18 protein-coding genes are annotated in these 17635 nt (G+C 56.0%); 7 read left to right on the top strand and 11 right to left on the bottom strand.

Translation table 11 applies throughout. From position 1 onward, the window contains the following. Window positions 1-112: 112 nt before the first annotated feature. Complete coding sequence (locus tag NHF56_RS16410) at window positions 113-1135, bottom strand: UDP-glucuronic acid decarboxylase family protein (protein ID WP_252806515.1); 1023 nt, start codon at window positions 1133-1135, stop codon at window positions 113-115. A 435-nt stretch (window positions 1136-1570) separates the two neighbouring features. Here NHF56_RS16410 and NHF56_RS16405 point away from each other — a divergent pair, with 435 nt between their 5' ends. The 4 genes from NHF56_RS16405 to NHF56_RS16390 all read left to right on the top strand — a co-directional run bounded on the left by NHF56_RS16405 (window position 1571) and on the right by NHF56_RS16390 (window position 3524). Then, on the top strand, window positions 1571-2110 hold the full coding sequence (locus NHF56_RS16405) for a sigma-70 family RNA polymerase sigma factor (RefSeq protein ID WP_252806512.1): 540 nt from the start codon (window positions 1571-1573) through the stop codon (window positions 2108-2110). A gap of 210 nt (window positions 2111-2320) precedes the next feature. Beyond that, on the top strand, window positions 2321-2932 hold the full coding sequence (locus NHF56_RS16400) for a BON domain-containing protein (RefSeq protein ID WP_252806510.1): 612 nt from the start codon (window positions 2321-2323) through the stop codon (window positions 2930-2932). 58 nt (window positions 2933-2990) lie between these two features. Further along, window positions 2991-3233 carry a hypothetical protein gene (locus tag NHF56_RS16395; protein WP_252806508.1) on the top strand — a complete coding sequence of 81 codons (243 nt, stop codon included), beginning with the start codon at window positions 2991-2993 and terminating at the stop codon, window positions 3231-3233. Window positions 3234-3308: 75 nt separating this feature from the next. After that, window positions 3309-3524, top strand: coding sequence for a hypothetical protein (locus NHF56_RS16390; RefSeq protein WP_252806506.1), 216 nt, complete (start codon window positions 3309-3311; stop codon window positions 3522-3524). A gap of 67 nt (window positions 3525-3591) precedes the next feature. On the opposite strand, the gene NHF56_RS16385 is transcribed toward NHF56_RS16390, so the two are convergent. The 4 genes from NHF56_RS16385 to NHF56_RS16370 all read right to left on the bottom strand — a co-directional run bounded on the left by NHF56_RS16385 (window position 3592) and on the right by NHF56_RS16370 (window position 8369). After that, window positions 3592-4089 (bottom strand): ferritin-like domain-containing protein, encoded by a 498-nt coding sequence (locus NHF56_RS16385; RefSeq protein WP_252806504.1) that lies wholly within the window; start codon window positions 4087-4089, stop codon window positions 3592-3594. Between the two features lie 91 nt (window positions 4090-4180). Then, window positions 4181-4525 (bottom strand): hypothetical protein, encoded by a 345-nt coding sequence (locus NHF56_RS16380; protein WP_252806502.1) that lies wholly within the window; start codon window positions 4523-4525, stop codon window positions 4181-4183. A 69-nt stretch (window positions 4526-4594) separates the two neighbouring features. Continuing rightward, on the bottom strand, window positions 4595-7423 hold the full coding sequence (gene treY, locus NHF56_RS16375; protein WP_252806499.1) for a malto-oligosyltrehalose synthase: 2829 nt from the start codon (window positions 7421-7423) through the stop codon (window positions 4595-4597). Between the two features lie 211 nt (window positions 7424-7634). Then, the gene (locus tag NHF56_RS16370; protein ID WP_252806497.1) at window positions 7635-8369 is read right to left on the bottom strand and encodes an endonuclease/exonuclease/phosphatase family protein; all 735 of its coding nucleotides are present in this window, start codon (window positions 8367-8369) and stop codon (window positions 7635-7637) included. Window positions 8370-8461: 92 nt separating this feature from the next. Between NHF56_RS16370 and NHF56_RS16365 the strand changes: the two genes are divergently transcribed. After that, window positions 8462-9412: a lysylphosphatidylglycerol synthase domain-containing protein gene (locus NHF56_RS16365; RefSeq protein ID WP_252806495.1), complete on the top strand. Its 951-nt coding sequence runs from the start codon at window positions 8462-8464 to the stop codon at window positions 9410-9412. A gap of 40 nt (window positions 9413-9452) precedes the next feature. On the opposite strand, the gene NHF56_RS16360 is transcribed toward NHF56_RS16365, so the two are convergent. From NHF56_RS16360 to glgA, 3 genes are all read right to left on the bottom strand, one after another. Then, the gene (locus NHF56_RS16360; protein ID WP_252806493.1) at window positions 9453-10916 is read right to left on the bottom strand and encodes a phospholipase D-like domain-containing protein; all 1464 of its coding nucleotides are present in this window, start codon (window positions 10914-10916) and stop codon (window positions 9453-9455) included. A 182-nt stretch (window positions 10917-11098) separates the two neighbouring features. Continuing rightward, window positions 11099-12055: a zinc-binding dehydrogenase gene (locus NHF56_RS16355; RefSeq protein ID WP_252806777.1), complete on the bottom strand. Its 957-nt coding sequence runs from the start codon at window positions 12053-12055 to the stop codon at window positions 11099-11101. A gap of 130 nt (window positions 12056-12185) precedes the next feature. Further along, window positions 12186-13685 carry a glycogen synthase GlgA gene (gene glgA / locus NHF56_RS16350; protein ID WP_252806491.1) on the bottom strand — a complete coding sequence of 500 codons (1500 nt, stop codon included), beginning with the start codon at window positions 13683-13685 and terminating at the stop codon, window positions 12186-12188. Between the two features lie 488 nt (window positions 13686-14173). On the opposite strand from glgA, the gene NHF56_RS16345 reads away from it, so the two are divergent. Continuing rightward, window positions 14174-14797 carry a hypothetical protein gene (locus tag NHF56_RS16345; protein WP_252806489.1) on the top strand — a complete coding sequence of 208 codons (624 nt, stop codon included), beginning with the start codon at window positions 14174-14176 and terminating at the stop codon, window positions 14795-14797. Window positions 14798-14803: 6 nt separating this feature from the next. Here the strand turns inward: NHF56_RS16345 and NHF56_RS16340 are convergent, their stop codons facing one another. The 3 genes from NHF56_RS16340 to NHF56_RS16330 all read right to left on the bottom strand — a co-directional run bounded on the left by NHF56_RS16340 (window position 14804) and on the right by NHF56_RS16330 (window position 16739). Continuing rightward, entirely contained in the window at window positions 14804-15424 is a 621-nt protein-coding gene (locus NHF56_RS16340) for a mechanosensitive ion channel family protein (protein ID WP_252806488.1), read from the bottom strand. A 15-nt stretch (window positions 15425-15439) separates the two neighbouring features. After that, complete coding sequence (locus NHF56_RS16335) at window positions 15440-15940, bottom strand: hypothetical protein (protein WP_252806486.1); 501 nt, start codon at window positions 15938-15940, stop codon at window positions 15440-15442. A 67-nt stretch (window positions 15941-16007) separates the two neighbouring features. Continuing rightward, window positions 16008-16739: a DUF4396 domain-containing protein gene (locus NHF56_RS16330; RefSeq protein WP_252806484.1), complete on the bottom strand. Its 732-nt coding sequence runs from the start codon at window positions 16737-16739 to the stop codon at window positions 16008-16010. Window positions 16740-16957: 218 nt separating this feature from the next. On the opposite strand from NHF56_RS16330, the gene NHF56_RS16325 reads away from it, so the two are divergent. After that, window positions 16958-17623 (top strand): cytochrome c family protein, encoded by a 666-nt coding sequence (locus tag NHF56_RS16325; protein WP_252806482.1) that lies wholly within the window; start codon window positions 16958-16960, stop codon window positions 17621-17623. Window positions 17624-17635: the final 12 nt, after the last annotated feature.

Here is a 17635-nt window from a genome sequence, read left to right as displayed (position 1 = left end):
CCCACCTGGCAAACCGGCGAAACGCCGTCATTGCTGAGACCGCGTGCGCCGCCCTTTCCATGAGCAAAGCTTTGCCTCAGAGAGAAGCGGGCCGATAGCCGGCTCCTCCTAATCAATCATATACGATGTGTAGCGATGCAACCGTCTCTCCTGCGGGGAAAGCCTGCGGTTCGCAGCGTGTCCGGCTGAACCAGTCGGCTGTCTGGCGAATGCCGTCGCGGACATCGACAGCAGGTTTCCAGCCCAGAAGCTCGGCGGCTTGAGAAATATCCGGTCGACGGCGTCGTGGATCGTCCACGGGAAGGGGTTCAAGGCTCAGCAAGGCGGGTGTGCCGGTGACCTCCAGAACGAGTTTTGCGAGCTCGATGACGGTCAGTTCCGTCGGATTGCCAAGGTTTATTGGAACGCCTGGATTGGGATCAACCGTCATCAGTTTGATAAGCCCATCAATCAGATCGGATACATAGCAGAATGAACGGGTCTGTTCGCCGCTTCCAAAGATGCTCAATGCTTCCCCGTCGAGGGCCTGGACGATGAAGTTCGAGACGATCCGTCCATCATCTGCCCGCATCCTGGGTCCGTAGGTGTTGAATATACGCGCCACGCGAACATCCAGGCCTTCGGTGCGCATCCAGTCGAAGCAAAGTGTTTCAGCAGTCCGCTTGCCCTCGTCGTAACAGGCGCGCGGTCCTGTGCAATTGACATTTCCCCAATAGGTTTCGCGCTGCGGGTGTTCGTCCGGATCGCCATATATTTCGCTGGTCGATGCCTGCACCATCCTGGCGCCGTGTCGGGCGGCAAGCGAGAGCAGCTTGTTGGTTCCCACCACACTGGTCATGACCGTGTGAACGGGATTGGCCTGATAGCGGGGCGGAGACGCAGGGCATGCCATATTGAATATCTGGTCGATCGAGCCTTTTATTTCGAGGTCGTCGCAAATGTCGGCTTCAATGAAGGTGAATGCCGGATGGTTCCGCATGGCCGCGATATTGTCGAGTGAGCCTGAGAGCAGACTGTCCACGCATATGATCTTGCATCCACGTTCAAGCAGGGTCTCGCAGAGGTGAGAACCCAAAAAACCTGCACCGCCAGCGACGAGAACGGTCGGGGTTTGGTATTGCGTTTTGCGTGGCATCAGTACTTCTCCTGAAAAAGTCCGAACCGCTTGATGATCTTCTCGAATTCAAGGGTGATGCGGCCGGTTGATGTATGAACGGCAAATGGATAGCCGTTTGGCAGCAACTAACCTTCCCTGCCTGCAAATGTTCCCAAGCAGAATTAACTGATCTTGTGATCGCGGCAGGGGAACAAACCTTCCCTGCATGCGTTGACGGCTTGAGACGAACGCGTCGGTGGTTGCGGCGATTTGTGGAGATTTCGGGAGCTTGCCTGATCTGTACTCCGAAACCCAACATCGGGCCGTCAGAAAAACAATCAAAAGACGAAAGTTCGGAGCCAGAACAATTTTAAGACACACTAGGATGTTCACCTGAGCGTCTTGTAACTTTCGGTTTGATTGTCGTTGGGTGCGAAAAGCGGGCTGATAGAACCTAATGGGAGAGGATGAGTTATGTTCCATCAATTGAATTCAGAATATCGACCTGAACGCGCTGAGAAATCAGAAAGCTACGAAGAGATAAAGCGCGAAATCATCGAGTTGATGCCAGCCCTCAAAGCTTTCTCCCGCACCTTTTGCCGAAACCCCAGCGATGCCGAAGATCTCGTACAGACGACCCTCACAAAAGCTCTTGCCAATATCGACAAATTCAAGCCAGGCACGAAACTGAAGTCCTGGATGTTCACCATCATGCACAACGCCTTTTGCACCCAGGCAAAGAAGAGCGCACGTGAACGGACGCTCGGTGGAAATGTCATTGTCGACACTGTGGGCAAGGAAGCAACGCAGGAATGGACCGTCAGGGGCGGGGAATTGCTTTCTGCCCTGGAGCGCGTACCTTACCACTATCGACAAGTTTTCGTCCTCATTATCATCGAAGGCGAAAGTTACATCGAGACGGCCAGAATAACCGGTTGCCCCATCGGCACGGTGAAAAGCAGGCTCAACCGGGCAAGGCAGTTGCTGGTCGATCAGCTTGACGGTGGCCTTTGAAAAGAGGCTTTTAGCCGAGGCAGCAGTTTTTTGACATGCATTGTGTAAGCGCGTTTGCGCATAAGCCGCAGACGCGCATATTATTATTTTTAACCTTTAAAATCAATCGTTTATACAATCGGAATTTCCCGCTCATTTTCCGGGCTTTGCTTGGAACGTTTTGTCTCCGTTTCGGTTCTGGGACATCCTGAAACCAAAGGAGGACCTGAAATGGCAGATAATGACTATTCAAGACCTGCAGGCTATGGTGCGCGCCGCGGCGGTGAAGCCCGTTACGGACGGTGGCCCGACCGCGAGAACTGGCAGACGGACGATCTGGGATATGCGCCTCGTGGCTCGCGCTATCCGATGGATTACGGCTTTGTGGGATATCCATTTATCGGCGGTCGCTACGCAACTTATCAGACCGTTCCTCCATTCGAGCCCGATTATCGCGAACGCTATCCCTACGAGGAGCGCAGACGAGGCTCAGGCGATCGCGACTTCTGGGATAAGGCCGGAGACGAAGTGGCCTCCTGGTTTGGTGATGACGATGCCGCGCGCCGCCGCGATATGGACGAACACCGCGGCAAAGGGCCCAAGGGCTATCGCCGTTCTGACGATCGCATCAACGAAGATGTTCATGACCGGCTGTCCGATCATCCCCGCCTTGATGCGAGCGACATCACGGTGACTGTCAAGGACAGCGAAGTCACGCTCGACGGATTGGTGAACGAGCGTGCCGACAAGCGTCGCGCAGAAGATTGCGCGGATTCCGTCAGCGGGGTGACCCATGTGCAGAACAATATCCGTGTCCGCCCGCAGGCCGAAAGCCGGAGCTGATATCGGAAAAACGGGGGCAAAAGCCATGCCCCCGTCAACCCTGATGAAAGGTCAGACGATGACCAAAGATGACAAGAAAACCGAAAAAGAAGTCGAGCGTGACGCCGGTCCCCAGTTTGTCCAGAGCCAGCATGGCCGGGAAAACAATGGCGTCGACAGCGCCAAGCCACGCGTGATCACGCATTCGGACGATGCGACGATCCACAAATGGTATCCGGGAAAAGAAGACCCACCGGAGGATTGGGACGCGACCTTTGACACCGGCGAACCGCCCCGCAAGCCCGGCCCAAAGAAGCCATAACGCCAGGCAGAAATTTCACACTGTCGCCGGAACCTTTCACGCGAATTCCAGTTCTGCGCGAAAGGAGAACGATCAATGAGAAATTGCTACTGCGATATTGTACCTCACCCTGACGGCTGGACCTTCCTGATGGACAGAATGCACGGTGCGCGCTTCCCAACCTTCGAGCTGGCATACGAGGCCGCGCTGGCTGCTACCAGAGCCCTGCGGAAGGAAAACCGCAAGGTGGAGGTGGTGATGCGGCAGAAGAACCTGGGCGGGCATATGCAGGAGTTGCATCGCATCAACTGATTGGAACGGCCAGCCACCCTCACTTGAGAACAAAGCCCGCCGCAAGAGCGGGCTTTGTCGAATTTGCTCAGGCTGCGTCCTGGGCGTTTGCATTCACCTGGCTGGTGGCAAGCTTGGTCAGGGCCTCGTCCGTTTGCGATTCCTCCTTGAGGGTCTTATCCAGAATCTTGACGATCTTGTCGTGGCCGAGGCGCTCGGCCCAGGTCTTCAGCGTGCCGTAGCGGCTGATTTCATAGTGCTCGACTGCCTGTGCGGCCGCCAGAATGCCGGCGTCCTGAGCCGGGGTTCCCTTGTAGGTTTCCAGAACCTCTTCACCTTCGTCCAGAATACCGTCGATTGCCTGGCAGGTCTTGCCGCGCGGCCGTTTGTCGAGAAGCTCAAAGACTTCCTGCAGACGTTCGATATGCTCTTCAGTCTGCTCCTTGTGCTTTTCGAATGCTTTTTTCAACTTCTCGTCCTGAGCGCCGCGCGCCATCTTCGGCAGCGCTTTCACGATGCGGCGTTCTGCGTAGTAAATGTCACGCAGAGTATCGTAGAAGAGATCGTCGAGTGTCTTGTTGGCCATGGAAATTCTCCGTGTTTTTGTTTGCGCTCGTCGAACCAAATTCGAACTGAAAGGTTCCCGCAAAATGGTGCGCCACGGCCTGCGATCGCATCTATTTCTTTTGCGTTTTCGGGATCACGGAGGTGATGGTGCTTGAGACCGGATCGCTCGCCGGAAAGCTGTCTTCCAGACCTTCTTCCAGTTGCTCTTCCAGCTCTTCCGCATCCTGACGGTACCGGGCGCTTTCCTGTTCCGGGTGGTCGTCATCAGGGACCATGGAAGCGAGCTTTTTCAATATCGCGGGTGCCCGTTGCAGCCATTCAATCTCCCAACCGTCTTTTTCAGAGTGGTCCGCGTTGACCTTCACATAGACGATATCACCATCAGCGGAGGTTATTCTTACGAAAGGGCCTTGCTCCTCGCGCAATGTCGTCAGGATTGTTTTTTCCAAGCTCATTGTCATTGTCCTTCCATTGTTTTTGGGGACTGCCGGATCCGGGCATCAGATAGCCAAAATGGGCAGTCGCTAAGTCTCCATCAGGATTGAAACCGGGTAGGCCGACAGAATCCTGTTCAGCGGCACCTCTCCCGTTAAAGTGTGGGTCTCGCCGGAAATCATGTCCCGATACACTAGGCCGGGTCTCGTCAGTCGAACGCTTGTTTCCTGCCAGCTCTCGGCGGGAATAGGGGGGAAGGTTTCGCGCGTTCGGCCAAACGACAGGCGCGGTGCAATCACCAGCATGGCCTGCCCGTTTGCCAGCCGGCGTTCGAACGCGATAACGTTTCGGCTGCATGGCCCGTTGATCTCGAGTGCCGAATAGCCTCCGCTTTCGAAGAGCACCTTGTTCTCTCGGCGCAAGTGCAGGCATTTTGCCGTCAGGAACATCTTCAAACGGCCGTCGAAGAGTGCTTCCCTGTCGGTCATGCGGTCGGGTAGAGTATTGAGGTTTGCCGCAAGCCTGTCGAAATCAACGGCATGTCGATTGTCGGGATCGACCAGGCTGAACGCGAGACTTTCGCAACCCTGATATATGTCGGGCACGGCAGGAGACGTCATCTTGATGACAAGTTGCGTCAGGCTGTTGAGTAGGCCTGCTTCGATAAAGGGTGCCAGATCTTCTGCGAAAGTGCCGAGAAATGCGTCGTTTTTCCGAGCCAGAACATGCTGGACGTAATCCTGGATGGCGGCTTCGTATTCGGTGTTGATGTCGATCCAGCTCGTGTCGAGCTTTGCCTCTCTCAGGGCCTTCATGAGATGTCGCGAAAGCCGGGGCTTGAGGGCTTCGGCAATGTCTGCGGGGGGTCTGCGATCAGCCGGCCACAGGGCGGCAAGCGAAACATAGACAAGCCACGTTTCACGCGGGCCGGGAACTGTTTTGCCATCGACAGTCTTCGCAAAACGTGCGTTCTGAGCGGACCATCCGGCAACGGCTTTGTGCCATTCTTCCGGTGCCTCGCTGATCGTGAAAAGCCGGGCGCGCGCATCTTCGCTGAACTTGGTGTCGTGCGTGGATGTCGCTGCGAGACCATGTCGCTTGCCGTTTGCCGCCTCTTCCATGCGCTGATGGAATGCTGCAAGCGAGCGTTCTTGCCATGCCGGATTATCGCCCACCTCGTTTAACGCCGGAAAGGCGGTGTAGCGGTAAAAGAGCGTGTCCTCCATCGATTTTGCCATCACTGCGGAGGAGCACTGTTCGAAACGCGTTCGCAGCAAAGCACGCAAGCCATCGGAATCCTCTTCGGCATCGCTTGCAAGTGCGTTTTGGAGAAAGTCGAGGACACGAACGGAATGTGTTTTGTCCTCACTGACGGCGGAAAGCGCTTTGCGGGTTCCGACCAATGCCGAGGCATGTTTCTCGCCCGAATAGGTGCGGTAAACCGGCATCGCAATCAAAAGCGCTTCAATGGCTTCGGCGAGTTCGGCCTTGGGAATTGCATGCTCCGGGTTGTCCATCTCGCTGATCTGATGTGCAAGATTGGTCAGGTCTGTGAGCTCGTTTGTAAAAAACTCGACAATGACCTGTCGCTTGGCATCATGCAACTGAGCAGTCGGGCCGGTGGCGTAATCGAGCAGTTCCTGATGCTTGTTCGTGAGGATCGAAAGCCCGTCCGGATCGGTAAAGGCATTGCCCAAGGTGGAAATGAAGCCATATCCCGTGTCTCCATCAATGGCCCATGTTTCCGGCAGGCTTTCGGTGTTCATCAGGATTTTTTCAACGATGATGTAGGCGTCGCGGCCGGCTTGTGTGCGCAGGCGTTCCAGATAATTCTCAGGTTCGGCCAGGCCATCGACATGATCGACTCTTACCCCATCAATCTTGCCCTGCCGGACGAGATCAAGAACCAGTCGGTGGCTGTCTTCGAAAACACGCGGGTCTTCAACCCGAAGGCCGACCAGCCCGGAAACGTCGAAAAACCGGCGATAATTTCGGTCGCCATTTTCTGTAAGCCGCCAGTGCTGCTTTTCATAAATGGTCTCGATGAGACGTGGATTCGCAGAAAGCGCGTCAAGTTGCTGTTCCAGCCAATCGGCGGCATCGTCTTGTGAAAGAAGGCGCGCAATCTCAGAATGAAGCATCTGGGCGCTGGCCGCCGGCATTTGCACGGCCAATGCCAAGATTTCGCGCGCAACAGGTCTGTCCAGGCTTTCAAGCACCAGCTTATAGCTTGCCGGTGCAAGCGGTAAGGCCATGCCGGGCCAGCCGAGGCAGAGGGCAGAACGTTGGCGATCATAGATCAGCCGGAGCTCGCCATTTTCGACAAGATCCAAGACAGGCTTTGCGAGAAAAGGGAGAGAAAGCTTGTCGGTCCAGGTGATGTCGAAATGGGTAGCATAGGGGCTGGCCTGACCCCATTCCAGCACGCTGAACCACCAGTCATTCTGGGGCGAGGCTGCCATATGGTTCGGCACAATGTCGAGGATGACGGATAAGCCGGCCTCATGAGCCTGCTTTACGAAGCGGTCGAAGGCGTCATGTCCGCCGATGGCGGGCTCGATCATATTCATATCGACAACGTCGTAGCCGTGCTCTGAGCCGGCAACCGCCTTGAAAACCGGAGAAAGATAAAGATGGCTGACACCCAGTTGTCGAAAGTAGGGGATCAGGCCGCCGGCTTTGTCAAAATCCATGCCGTTGCGGAGCTGAAGCCTGTAGGTGGCGACTGGAAGGCGCTTGCGCAGCTGGCCATCCACTGCCACGGCAGCGTCGTCTGCTTGAGGGACTAAACCGCTGTCCTCTGGTTGCTGAGCGGTCAGGACCTCGCGCCGGCCTTCGTCCTGCAGCGCCTGGTTTCCGACGATTTCCGCCGTCAATTGTTTCAGATATCCGCTAAGCCTCAGCGTAAGTGAGGTCATCGAGTGCTCCTCGTTCCATGAGATGAGATTGAAACCCGATGGCCATTGAAATGTTCCCGTTGCCACCCCGTAAGACAGTGGGCTCCTTGAGTGACTGAGGCGGCATGGAACAATGCCTTTTGCCAAAGGTTCTAAAGCACGGTTCATCTCAACCGTCTGAAAGGCATGCCCGGATGAAAAAGGCCTTTGCTGGCGTTCGTGTCAGTCTGTTTCAGGCTCTTTCCGGAAGTTCGATTTCACCAACGAGCGGCAGGTGATCCGAAGCGGTGCGGGTCAATGGAGTTGAGGGAATTTGTGCACTCACGCCGCGCACGCCCCCGGAAAGGAAAATATGATCAAGCCTGAAGACGCGATAGCGGGAATGAAAGGTCGGAGCGGGCTTACCGCTGACATCCTGCCAAATGTCCCGCATTTGTCTTGCAATCTGGCGATAGCCGGGCGAAGCAGGTATGGCGTTGAAGTCGCCCATCAGCACGGTAGGCTTTCCTCTGCAATCGGGATGGTCGAGCCAGGCATTGCCGAGCAAGGTCGTAATTTGCGGCATCCGTTCCCGCCGCAAGACACCAAGATGGGTGTTGATGACCTGCAACGGTTGCCCATCGACATCGACTTCGACCCAGGCAACGCCCCGTGGCTCGCGGATCGAACGAAGAATTCCCACCTTTTTCACCTCCATCGGCAGGGCAGTCAAAATGGCGTCGCCGAATTTTTCCGCCGCGGTGTGGATCGTGGGGTGAGAGAAGGTCTTCATCTTCAACAGCGCCGCGATAATGTCGGCCTGGTCGACCGAGCCGCTTCGCTGGCGGTTCATATCGAGTTCCTGAAGGCCGACAATGTCGGGTTCGTATGCGGCGATCACATCTGCAACACGCGCCGGATCGATTTTCCGGTCGGTACCGATGCAGCTGTGGACGTTGTAGGTGAGGATTCTGATTTTTCGTGCCATTCGTCTTTTCCCATTTCCCGATGTCTATGGGTTTCAACTTTCCAACCCGTCCCGACGTTCCAGAATGATGTTACGCAGGGGGAAATTTCTCCATGAAGCTCCGCTTGTTTCTCACCCGGACGCTGACCTTGGCGGCCATCGTAATCGGTTGTGTGCTTCTTTACAGAAACATAAGCCGCTACAGCGCTGAAGAACTGCTTCGCTCGATCTACGCGATACCCTTCGAAAACGCGGCGTTATCTCTTGTGTTCACGGCTGCATCCTATGTGTGTCTGGCAGGCTTCGACGGTACCTCGCTTGCTTATCTCGGTCGTAGGCTCCCGCCGCCAAGAGTTTTACTCGTTTCATTTGTCAGTCTTTCGATTGGTCACAATGTGGGCGTTTCCATGCTCAGCAGCGGTGCGATCCGCTATCGATATTACGCCCGGTGGGGGTTGACCGTGGCTGAAGTGGGACAGCTCATCGTATTTTGCGGCTTTACAGTCGCTTTGGGAATCGTGACCTTGAGTGGGTCGTCAATGCTCCTGTCGCTCGGGCGTCCACAAGCTGCAAGCTTCCTGCCGCCCGCCGCCATGACCGGGCTGGCTCTGGCGCTCCTGGCGTTCCCTCTATGCTACCTGCTGGCAGCCCGTTTTTTGCCCCGGCACATCCGCATTTACAAATGGCACATGAAGGTTCCGAGCTGGCGTCTTGCCCTTGTTCAGATTCTGGTGGGAACCGTGAATTTCCTGTGCGTCGCGGCTTGCCTTTATTTTCTTCTGAAATCACTGGTCGATATCCAGTTCATTGATGTTGCACTCGGCTATTCCATCGCCAACATGCTGGCGATACTGAGCCACGTGCCGGGCGGCCTCGGCGTACTGGAAGCCGGATTGCTTTATGTTCTGCCGGGCGCGGTTCCATTTGGCGCATTGATTGCGTTTCGCATCGTCTATTTCTTCATCCCGCTGGCTTTCGGTGTCATCCTGTTCTTGGCAACCGAACTCAAGAACCTGCGTGCCGGGCGTGCTTCGGTCCGCCCAGGCACGTACAGGTCCGGTTGAACGCGTCTTGTGGCTCTCACCAGTGTAAAGGTCAGATCGCTCAGAAGAGAGAAACCAATGAATGTCTCAGCCGCCTCATGAGCGCAACGAACCGTAGCTTCAGGCGTTGAAGAGGCCAGAATGGTTTCTTGGGATCGAAGATGGGCAGTGCGATGTTGGTGAATCTGCTTGTGCCATTGCCGGTTTCGGCCTGCATGATCCGCAGTCCCCGCGGCTGAACATTCAAGGCACTGATGGCGGCCAGAACCGAACCTTGCGAGCGGGATATTCGGTCTACGTCCTCCTTTTTGGCAGACAGATGTTCGGCCAGCAGATCGTTGCGAAGACCGACGATTGCCGTGCGGCATTGATCGTCTTCAGCTTCGATTGCGATGTCGCATTCGGTATCGAACCCTTCTGATCTCTTGTTGAGATTGGACGAACCGATCCGCAGGAATTTTTCGTCAACAATGACGACCTTGGAATGAATGAGGACTTCCACTTCCTTCTCGTTCTCGCCGGGAACGGCAGCGTATGCGATGAGCAGGCGGTTATGGCTGTCGGCTTTTCTAAGCTTGCGAATGTAGCGCGCCAAACCGTTGCCCATCGTCATTTGCTCAACGATGCCGCGCGTGGTCTTGGGCACCAGGATGACCACTTCGGGGCCGTCGACCTCTTTCAACTTGCGCGCCAATTGGGCAACAACTCGATTGGAAACGAGATATTGCGCTTCGATGTAGATGCATTTCGCGGCTTCGGAAATTGCATCACAAGTCAGTTTGGCCGCTTCCGTGCGACGTCTGTGGCCGTTGATGCCGGGCTGGGTCAGTGCGACGCCGACATAGCAGCCGGAAATGTCCGGCAGGTCACCCTCCGGCCAGTCATGGTGGACGGGACCATGGGGCCGCAATATTTCTTTCGTGGCCCAACGCCACCGCGTGCGGGCCACCTCAGTCAGCACCGCCGCTGCCTTTCCCTGCACAAGAGCCTGTACGTCGTGTGTAGGTTCGTAAGGGTCACCGTCCGGTGTTACCCGCAACGGGTTGTCGGCTGTGTGTTGGCGATCATCCCAGCGTTTGGCCGTCAGGTCCATGCCGCCGACAAAGGCGAAGGTCTCGTCCACGCAGACCAGCTTCTGGTGGTGGGAGGCGCGCAGCGGATGCTTCGTATCGAAGTGCAGATGGATGCGGGGATGCTTCTCCCAGCCAAGGTTCATGAAAAGCTGCAGGGAGCGTCCGGAATAGATCGGTCCCTCATCCCAAATCAGCACGCGGATATCGAGTTCTTCATTGCGTTCCACGAGACTGCGCAGAAAATCACCCAGCGTCAGTTCCGGTTCGTTTATGGGATCGAGCTTGATATACGGATTGAAATCCCAGCCGATAATCCAGACCGATCGTCTCGCCTTTTCGAGAACGGTCTTCAGCCGGGGATAATAGCTGTCTCCGTCCACCAGAAACTGAACACGTTCGGCATGCGCCTCTTTCCAAACGTTTCGGCCAGGCTGCATGATCTGCTTCGACATAGTTCCTCCGGCGTCTTCCCAAAACGAAAAAGGGCCGACCATAACGTGATATCGAAATGGCCGGCTATAACCCTAGAGGGGCCTTGCAGCAGGGGAGGGGAAATTCCACAAGGCGAAGCAAAACTTCACCGACCCCTGTTTGGTTCCACGACCAAGTGGTTTTCGCTGAATGACAGCGTTGTCTAGCCATAGGTGATCAGCGCCTTCATGAAATTTGGAGGCTTGTCGACGGCATCCTGAAAGGCCTTGTTCAGTTCATTGATGGGATAGGTGTGCGTAAAGAGCGGTGCCGGGTTTATTTGGCCGGAAAGAACGGCAGATATAGCTTCGTTGACACCGCGCACATAAATCTTCGGATCGCGCTCGTGGGCGTTGATCACATCAAGACCGCGCCAGTTCCAAAGCTGCATATCGACCTGACGCGGCGCGTCCTGATGGTAACCACCAATAACGAGCCTGCCACGTTCAGCGGTCAGCTCGGCTGCGAGGTCAAGCGGCTCTTGATGCCCCGTCATCTCCAGAACGCAGTCACAAAGCTTGCCGCCGGTGAGATCGCGCACCTTTTCAACAATCGCGTCCTTATCGTCCATTGGCAACACGGCGGCAGCGCCAAATTGCTTGGCAAGTGTCAGGGTGAATAGGCGACGCGAGATCGCGATCACGTTTGCACCTTCCGACACGGCAAGCTGTGTGAGAATGGCACCCAGGAACCCGATGCCCACAATCGCCACGGTTTCACCTTTGCGGATATTGGCCCGCCGGTAGATGTTCATCGCACATCCCAACGGCTCGCCCGGAAAGGCTTGGTCGTCCAGCGCATCGGGCAAAGGGATGACCGATTGCGCGTCAGCAACGTCATATTCAGCATAGCTGTTTCGGGAGAGGGCCGCCACGCGACGGCCCATCAGAGAGGTGCTCGCACCTTTGCCGACCGCGACAACGCGTCCCCAGCCTTCGTGTCCAAGCCCGCCGGGCTCGGTTGGAAAATTCATCCATTCTGGCCCCTTCCACGGAAGAAGGTTCGAGGCGCACACGCCGCAGCCCTCCAGACGAAGCAGGACCTGGCCAGGTTCCGGCTCAGGCACGGAAACTTCCTTGATCTTGAACGTTCGCGGCGCTTCCAAAACGCCGGCGCGCATCGTCACATCCGCCTTCGCGCTTTGGAGAAGGGGTGAAGATGAGTTCTGGATTGCCGTCGAAGATGTGTTCATTGCTGCTCCTGTTTGCCGCCCTAACTGCATGGGAGGTTCGAAGTTCCAGAAGAACCTTTCAGGAAAGCAATTGCAGCCTGGGTGCCGGTTCAGGGTCTGGAACATTCTTTGCGGCTATGTCCGGACCATTCAGCAAGCTTTCATAAAGCTCTGCATATTGCTGTGCACTGCGCATCCACGAGAAATCGGACTTCATCCCTTCCCGTTGCAGTTTCCGCCAAACCAACGGCTTTTTGTAGAGGTCACGTGCATGTTGCAGGGCAAGCAAAACGTTTTGTCGGCTGGGTGGATGAAACTGGATGCCGGTTGCAGCACCGGCTGCAAGTCCCGCATCATTTGCATCGACAATGGTTTCGGAGAGACCACCAGTTCGCGCAACGACGGGAATGCACCCATAGCGCAGGGCATAGAGCTGTGTGAGGCCGCATGGCTCGAAACGCGAGGGCTGTATGAGCACATCTGCGCCTCCTAGTACGAGATGGGCAAGTTCTTCCTCATAGCCAATGTGAACAGCAACTTTGCCGGGGTGGCGGCTTGCAGCGTCGCGAAAGGCATTTTCTATGGCCCTGTCGCCCTTGCCGACAATGATGAGGCTATCCCCATTGGCAACCATTTCATCAACCGACTCGGCCAGAATATCCATTCCCTTCTGCCAGGTCAGCCGGCTCACGGCAGCGCAAACACAACCACTGTTGTGGTCGAGCCCGAAGCGGTGGAGAAGGTCGGCCCGGTTCAAACGCCGCCGCTCAATGGAACGCACGGAATATGTCTGCTTGAGATAAATATCCGTCGCGGGATTCCAGATCGCGGCGTCGATGCCGTTCACGATCCCTGTCAGTGCCTGGCGGCGGGAGGTGAGAACCCCTTCCATGCCCATTCCGAATTCGGGGGTCAGTATCTCGCGCGCGTAAGTGGGGCTCACCGCAGTGATCGCGTCGGCAAACTGGAGGCCGCCTTTGAGAAAACTGATATCACTGTAGTATTCCAGCCCGTCAATCTCATAAATATCGGACGGAAGGCCGATACCATCTATGGTTTCGGCGGAAAACTGCCCCTGAAAAGCGAGATTGTGAATGGTCAGCACAACCGGTTTTGTTTCGCCAAGAACACGGCGCATATAGACCGGCGTTAGCGCCGTCTGCCAGTCGTGGACATGCACCAGATCAGGAACCCAGTCAGGAATGGCGCCTGCGCCGATGCGTGCGCCCGCGAGGCTGAGTGCAGCAAACCGCTTCCAATTGTCTGCATGGTCGACACCGAGGTCATCAAGATAGATGCCGCCATCGCGCTGATAGAGCGTTGGGATATCCAGGATCAGGATCACCAGACCATCTTGTACTGCCCGCAGAACACGTCCCGTTTCTCCCATCAGATCGTCAAATTCGATAAGAGGTATCGCTGTTTCGATGGTGTCGATGACACCGGGATAACCCGGCAGCAGTGTCACCATCTCAACCCCGAGGGAAGAAAGCGCCTTGGGCAGAGATCCGGTCACATCTGCCAACCCTCCGGTTTTAACGAGCGGAAACATTTCGGACGTCACTGAAAGGATCTTCATCGTCTTGACGCCCTGTGCTCCCTGTTGGTTGTCAATATTTGCCGTTCCCGGCTTTTGTCCGGATCGCAGGACGACCGTGTACCTCTGCCGGCCGCGCTTATTGACGCGGGGCCAATCGAAACCTTGATGTTCGCCGTTCATGTTTGGATCGGCGGATTGTTGGTTTCGTCCGGATTGGGGAGGGGATCCTCGTCCGGAAGACGGTCAGGAGGCGGCTCCTTGTATGGCGGCGGAACAGGCCCCGGAACAGGCGGAGGCGGCGGCTCGTTCTGCGGCAGGTCAGGTTCGTGTGGACTGGGCATATCTTAGCTCCAAGGGGTTTATCCGAATAACCATTTTGGAACCCTTATGTTCCCCGAAGCCGCAATTTTAGCCTGTACGATTCCGGACGGAACATTCGCGAATAAGCGTGGTTCTTGCGGTCATCATTCAGGTTTGGCTCAGTCGCGGCGCGCAGCCTCCAAAACCCGCAAAAACAGAAAGACTATGTGATGGAAATTTTCGGCGACATCTGGCGCTGGATGAACGAAAACAGTGGTGCGCTCAGTGCTATGGGCAATTGGCTCATGCTTCTGGTCTGGGCGCTTTATTTCCAGTTGATCCTGACCAACTACCGCTATCGGTTCCGACCGAAGATACTGGTCAACAGATCAAGCAGTGCCGTGGAATCGCATTGCATTATCACCAATATGAGCGCCGAGACGATTTATCTTGAATCCATACTCGTGGAACTGGACTTCGGTGAATCCATATTCAGGCACGTTCTCAGCGATATCGTCCGCGACCGGCATGGGCGTCAGCGCACCCGCTATCAAGGACCGCTGGCAAGTGGAGAGATGCTGGATATCGGGTCTTTCCGCTCGGTGATTGAACGGGGATTGGGCAGCCCACAGGCGCAGGACCTGGAAAATGGTATCGAGGATATCAAGTCGATCCTCATAACGCCCGTTGCTACCTATACCGCCGAGGACCGTCTCATCGGTGCGGAGCGGCGGTTTCTTGTGGACGCACGTGCAAACGAGATTTCCTCGCGGCAATATTCCGCAAGCCAGATCCGCTCCGGTGCCCGGCAGCGTGAGGTGGAGCAGTTTCTGCTGAAGCACCTGAGGTGATGCCACTCACCGGTGGTTGCCCTTCGGGGTTTCGAATGCGGTGTTGGGAGGCATATCGTCCTTTGCGGTTTCCAGGGATCCATCAAGTTCTGCGCGGGTGCGCGGCAGCGCCTGAGGGTAGTTTTCCTGCAGGAAGTGGATAAGGTGTTCGCGTATGTCACAGCGCAATGTGAAGGCGTCGCCGGAATTGCGCGCGGAAACGAGAACGCGGATTTCCATGACCCGTTCCCGGAAATCGGTGACAGCCACGTTGATTACGTCGCGGTCCCAGAGCGGGGAGGCTGCCGCAATGTCTTCGGCCTTTTCGCGCACGACCTGAACCGGCACGGTGAAATCCGTGTAGATGTAAACCGAACCGATCAGCGAAGCCGTTTCGCGCGTCCAGTTCTGGAACGGGTTTTCAATGAAATAGCTGAGCGGCAGAATAAGCCGCCTCCAGTCCCATATCTTGATGACGACATAGGTCGAGGTGATCTCTTCCACGCGACCCCATTCTCCCTCAACCAGCAGAGCATCATCGATGCGTATTGGCTGGGTTATGGCAAGCTGCACGCCGGCAAACAGGTTCTTCAAGACCGGCTGAAGTGCAAGGCCGGCGACCAGACCCGCTGCACCTGCCGAAGCCAAGAGGCTCACGCCATATTAGCGAACGGGCTCGAAGGTCATGAGCGCCCACGCAATCGAAATCATGATAATGAGGAAGTTGGCGACCCGCTGAAGAATACGCGTCTGGGTAACGTGCTTGCGGGCATAGAGATTATCTTCCGCATCCAGCTTGTAGTTGCGGAGATAGACATACATCCACAATTCCAGCGCGATATGGCAAATCCATCCGATGATGGCTATCGTCACAATAATCAGGATATGCCGGACGATGGCGGCCTGGGCATTGGTCAGTGGTGCAATCGCAGAGGCCAATGTCAGCGAAATGGCGATAACCGCCAGACGGAGCGGTCGCCGGCCGCGTCTGACAATCCGCGCGGCAACGGTCTGTCGCGAGGACGTCATCTTTTCAAGAAAACGATAAAGCAGCTTGAAAAGCCCAAGGCTCACGAGCAGTGCGCCAACGAAGAGAATGAGCGTGACGATCCAGTCTGGCAGGCCGCGCAATTCGCTGAGAATGAAGTCGCCGATATTCGTCATATTATCATGTCGAACGGCAAAGTGCCTGTTTGGTTCCCGCCTGGATGCGGTTCGCGCGCCTGCCGGTTCACATCTTTTCCTTGATTCCCTTCGATATCAGCCACCAGTTGACAGGGTAGGCAGTCAGAAAGCCGGCCCACATGGCAATCTGCATCATGAACCAGAATTCTGCCGTGGCGACTTCCAGCTTGATGCCCATCAGCGTGCGGAAAAGATAAAACTGCGCGAAGGCCATGAAGCCGTACATGCCGATTTGCCAGGAGGTGAGTGAAAGGAAATCGGCCTTGACGGCCTGAATAATGCCCTGGCCTACGGACAAGGACCGCATGGGTTTGATCGTGAAATATTGAAAGATCACACCGAAGCCGAAAGCGAAAATATAGTCGAGGATCCAAACGGCGAACATTTTCTCGGCAAAGATAGATTTCCAACCGAGGTAGACGGCAATCGCCGGAACAAGAAAAGCCAGCCACTCTGCAATCAGATCGCCGAGCGCACATCCGCTGCCGCAATGGGCCGCTCCCTTCCCTACCATGACCGCAAAGGGCGTTTGCGCTTTGCTGGGGGGTGTTTGGTTAGCCTCTTTGGCCTGCATGAACGCCTCTTTGGTGGCCAGCTTGCCATAACGGAAATAGGCCCAAAGTGCGTAGAGCGAGCCAAAGAGCGTAACCAGCGGCCAGACCACATTCATGATCCACATATGCTGCGGATGTCTGAATTCATCCATGATGACGACGAGGGCGCAGATAGCTGCAACCACCAGCGAAAGAAGGGCGAGCGCGTGAAGCCAATCAGGCAATTTCCATTCTCCGTTTGTTGTCCTGTTTTCTGACGAACCCTGTTTCCCTCCCAATGTTCCAACCCGCGCAGGTGCGGCTTTCACAAAAATGCTGGAACAATTCTGAAGCACGCTTGTTGGAAGCCGAATTTCGGGTGTGCGCAGGGGGTGCCTTTGCGCGTGTGCGTTTTAGTTCACACCCACACGAGAAAGAGCACTTTCGGGCAAAGGGGAGGGATGTGCCTCAGATATTTACGGCCTCGGCAGACACGCGTCTTCGTGCGGTTCTTGCCCTTCTGGCGCTCATGCTGATCGCTGCGCTGGCCTTCCTCAAATATCAGGATTCCGCCTATGCCACGCTCAGGGATTGGGTGCGCCATCAGCCGGTGCCTTTCAGCCATGAACACCATGTCGGCGGGCTGGGTATCGATTGCCGCTACTGCCATACGTCAGTGGAGGAAGACGCAAGCGCCGGTCTGCCGCCGACGCATATCTGCATGACCTGCCACTCGCAACTATGGACAAGCGCGCCAATGCTGGCACCGGTGCGCCAGAGTCTCGCCGAAGGCAACCCGTTGGAATGGCAGCGGGTCGCACGGGTGCCGGACTATGTCTATTTCAACCACTCTATCCATATCCAGCGGGGTGTTGCCTGCGTGGAATGTCACGGGCGGGTGGACAAGATGCCACTGATGAAACGGGCCAAGGCCTTTCAGATGCAGTTCTGTCTCGATTGCCATCGCGATCCCGCACCCAATTTGCGCCCGCCGGATCAAGTGACACGCATGGACTGGAGCAGCTGGAAACAGAATTCAAGCGAGCACGAAGACTACGGCAGGTTGATGGTCAAGGCCTACGGCATTCAGCCTTCGAAGCTGGATGACTGCAGCATTTGCCACCGCTAACGGAGAGGAAGC

Source organism: Rhizobium sp. L1K21 (genome assembly GCF_024055895.1).
Lineage (GTDB): Bacteria > Pseudomonadota > Alphaproteobacteria > Rhizobiales > Rhizobiaceae > Ensifer_A.
Note: the sequence above shows the minus strand (reverse complement) of the source record. Positions and strands in the feature narration are given on the sequence as shown.

Bases quoted from the DNA above. Each gene is read 5' to 3' on its own strand.
- NHF56_RS16410 (WP_252806515.1), bottom strand. From the start codon at position 1,135: ATGCCACGCAAAACGCAATACCAAACCCCGACCGTTCTCGTCGCTGGC.
- NHF56_RS16405 (WP_252806512.1), top strand. From the start codon at position 1,571: ATGTTCCATCAATTGAATTCAGAATATCGACCTGAACGCGCTGAGAAA.
- NHF56_RS16400 (WP_252806510.1), top strand. From the start codon at position 2,321: ATGGCAGATAATGACTATTCAAGACCTGCAGGCTATGGTGCGCGCCGC.
- NHF56_RS16395 (WP_252806508.1), top strand. From the start codon at position 2,991: ATGACCAAAGATGACAAGAAAACCGAAAAAGAAGTCGAGCGTGACGCC.
- NHF56_RS16390 (WP_252806506.1), top strand. From the start codon at position 3,309: ATGAGAAATTGCTACTGCGATATTGTACCTCACCCTGACGGCTGGACC.
- NHF56_RS16385 (WP_252806504.1), bottom strand. From the start codon at position 4,089: ATGGCCAACAAGACACTCGACGATCTCTTCTACGATACTCTGCGTGAC.
- NHF56_RS16380 (WP_252806502.1), bottom strand. From the start codon at position 4,525: ATGAGCTTGGAAAAAACAATCCTGACGACATTGCGCGAGGAGCAAGGC.
- treY (WP_252806499.1), bottom strand. From the start codon at position 7,423: ATGACCTCACTTACGCTGAGGCTTAGCGGATATCTGAAACAATTGACG.
- NHF56_RS16370 (WP_252806497.1), bottom strand. From the start codon at position 8,369: ATGGCACGAAAAATCAGAATCCTCACCTACAACGTCCACAGCTGCATC.
- NHF56_RS16365 (WP_252806495.1), top strand. From the start codon at position 8,462: ATGAAGCTCCGCTTGTTTCTCACCCGGACGCTGACCTTGGCGGCCATC.
- NHF56_RS16360 (WP_252806493.1), bottom strand. From the start codon at position 10,916: ATGTCGAAGCAGATCATGCAGCCTGGCCGAAACGTTTGGAAAGAGGCG.
- NHF56_RS16355 (WP_252806777.1), bottom strand. From the start codon at position 12,055: ATGCGCGCCGGCGTTTTGGAAGCGCCGCGAACGTTCAAGATCAAGGAA.
- glgA (WP_252806491.1), bottom strand. From the start codon at position 13,685: ATGAAGATCCTTTCAGTGACGTCCGAAATGTTTCCGCTCGTTAAAACC.
- NHF56_RS16335 (WP_252806486.1), bottom strand. From the start codon at position 15,940: ATGACGAATATCGGCGACTTCATTCTCAGCGAATTGCGCGGCCTGCCA.